Source organism: Vibrio ordalii ATCC 33509, assembly GCA_000257205.1.
GTDB classification, from domain to species: Bacteria; Pseudomonadota; Gammaproteobacteria; order Enterobacterales; family Vibrionaceae; genus Vibrio; species Vibrio ordalii.
Genome location: AEZC01000163.1, coordinates 1 through 2,445 on the forward strand (window position 1 = coordinate 1; position 2,445 = coordinate 2,445).

The window sequence follows — 2,445 nt, forward strand, 5'->3', positions numbered from 1 at the left end:
CAAGCCTTCGTAGCCATTTTTGTCATGAAAAATAACGAAATTATTTCGTGTATGACTGAGCAATATTATCGATACGCTCGTTTGCACGAGCGGCTTCTTCTTGCGCAGCAGTAGCGGCATCAGCCGCTTGGCTTACTTTAGACGAAAGTGTCGATTGCTCGCTCTTAAGTGCAGAAATTTGATCACTAAGTTGGCTAACTTGATTGCTTAGCTGATCCATTTTCGTCATTTCTACTCCATCAGGTCCTGATGCGCAACCAGCAAGTAGAAGTATAGAAGAAGCGGTAGCTGCAATTAACATCTTGTTCATTATGGAACTCCTGTTTATAAAATTATTATCAATGACGCCTATCCCTTGATGACTTGAAGTATCAGAGGCTGTTTACCTGTAATATCAAGTCGTTTGGGGACCATTTTTTTGGAAATCATCTTATAGCGACGAACTCAATTGTAGACACTATTTTAGGCTTCACACAGTGGGTAAACGTCAAAATAACCCAATAATTTCAATTTATGCTCATTTACTCCGCTATTTCTCATCGTTAAGATGCGTATTTTTTTATTTTCTTATGCCTTGAAAAAGTGTACGTGCTGATTATTTTTATGTGATCTCTATCTATCTAAGCGCCTTTCGGGCTATCATATTGCGTTTTCATTCTGACCTCTTGCCCTATTTACTGTGGCAACTTTACAAATTTTTGGAGAATCCTTTGCAGTTTAAAGATTTAGGCTTAGACAATCGCTTATTGAAGACCCTCAAACACTATGACTTCAAACAAGCGACAGAGATCCAACAACAAGCGGTTCCCGTGGCGATTGCAGGTAAAGATTTGTTGGCATCCTCTAAGACTGGTTCGGGTAAAACATTAGCGTTTGTTTTGCCAATGCTGCATAAGTCTCTTAAAACTAAAGCGTTATCAGCAAAAGACCCTAGAGCTCTGATTCTTGCTCCGACACGTGAGTTGGCCAAACAAGTGTACGGTGAGCTGCGTACTATGCTCAGTGGGTTGAGCTACGAAGCAACGCTGATTGTGGGCGGTGAAAACTTTAACGACCAAGTAAAAGCACTGCGCCGTTTCCCCCGTTTTATTGTGGCGACTCCTGGTCGTTTAGCGGATCACTTAGAGCATCGCTCGTTGCGTCTTGATGGTTTAGATACGCTGATCCTTGATGAAGCTGACCGCATGCTGGACCTAGGTTTTGCGCCGGAACTACGCCGTATTCATCATGCGGCGAACCACCGTCGTCGCCAAACACTGATGTTTTCCGCAACGCTTGATCACGGCCAAGTGAATGACTTTGGTACCGAGTTGCTTAAAGATCCAAAACGCATTTCGATTGGTGTTGCCAACGAAGAGCATAAAGACATCACCCAAAAATTCTACCTCTGTGATCATCTCGATCACAAAGAAGCCTTACTCGAACGCGTGCTGCAAGAAGCCGAATATCGACAAGTGATCATTTTTACCGCAACTCGTTCTGATACTGAGCGTTTAACGCTTAAACTCAACGAGCAGAAACTGAAAGCCGTTGCGTTGAGTGGTAACTTAAATCAAAACCAGCGCAACACCATCATGAGCCAGTTTGAGCGCGCTGTATTTAAAATTTTGGTCACGACGGATGTGGCTTCACGTGGCCTTGATATCGCGAATGTGACGCACGTGATTAACTTTGATATGCCCAAACATACGGAAGAGTATGTGCACCGTGTTGGTCGTACAGGCCGTGCGGGTAATAAAGGTGATGCAATCTCGCTGGTTGGCCCAAAAGACTGGGACAGCTTCAAGCGCGTGGAAGCTTTTTTGCAACAAGATATCGAGTTCTCTCAATTTGATGATCTAAAAGGTAAATTTACTGGGCTAAAACCACGTGTTGCGGCCTTTAAGAAAAACGCAGCCGCTAAGACCAAAAGTACTAAGCCTAAGGCGCATGCCGTCAATAAGAAGCCCGTTAAACGCGATAAAACCTTTTATCAGAATGTGGCAGTGGGTGATGCGGTATTTGTGCCGAAAAAAAGAGTTGCACCTAAAGTGGACGATGAGTAATGATGATCGTCATGGCAGTATGAGCTTGTTGTATAGGAGGCTCTGATCCTTCAACATACAATATTGTCTGAAAAAAATATATTATCCGATAACTTAGCTTCTTATAAAAACACCGCTCAATTAGCGGTGTTTTTATATATAAATGAAGGTTTTTTTTCTAATTTTCTTAAATAATAATTAATATTGTTTACTGTAGCAGCAATCTAGATAATATTATAATTAGTTTTCTTAAGCATTCTCTTCAATTTCAGGTCGTGACTCCAACATGGAGATGTTGTGTTAAAATGGTAGCCTTTTCACCCTCAAATTAGAAATCATGGCTACCATTCAAGTTCAATGTCGATTTTGCAACCAAACTGAACATGTTCGTAAACACGGAACTGGAGTAACAGAATTTCAG

The 2,445-nt window shown here is 41.8% G+C and carries 2 protein-coding genes and 1 pseudogene; 2 read left to right on the forward strand and 1 reads right to left on the reverse strand.

The window, feature by feature from the left end; genetic code table 11:
• Positions 1-40: 40 nt before the first annotated feature.
• On the reverse strand, positions 41-310 hold the full coding sequence (locus VOR_RS0111355) for an Lpp/OprI family alanine-zipper lipoprotein (protein WP_010319826.1): 270 nt from the start codon (positions 308-310) through the stop codon (positions 41-43).
• Between the two features lie 388 nt (positions 311-698).
• On the opposite strand from VOR_RS0111355, the gene VOR_RS0111360 reads away from it, so the two are divergent.
• Together VOR_RS0111360 and VOR_RS18745 are read left to right on the forward strand one after the other, a co-directional pair.
• Entirely contained in the window at positions 699-2,045 is a 1,347-nt protein-coding gene (locus VOR_RS0111360; protein ID WP_010319827.1) for a DEAD/DEAH box helicase, read from the forward strand.
• A gap of 316 nt (positions 2,046-2,361) precedes the next feature.
• Positions 2,362-2,445: pseudogene (locus VOR_RS18745) on the forward strand (IS1 family transposase); the annotation flags it as partial.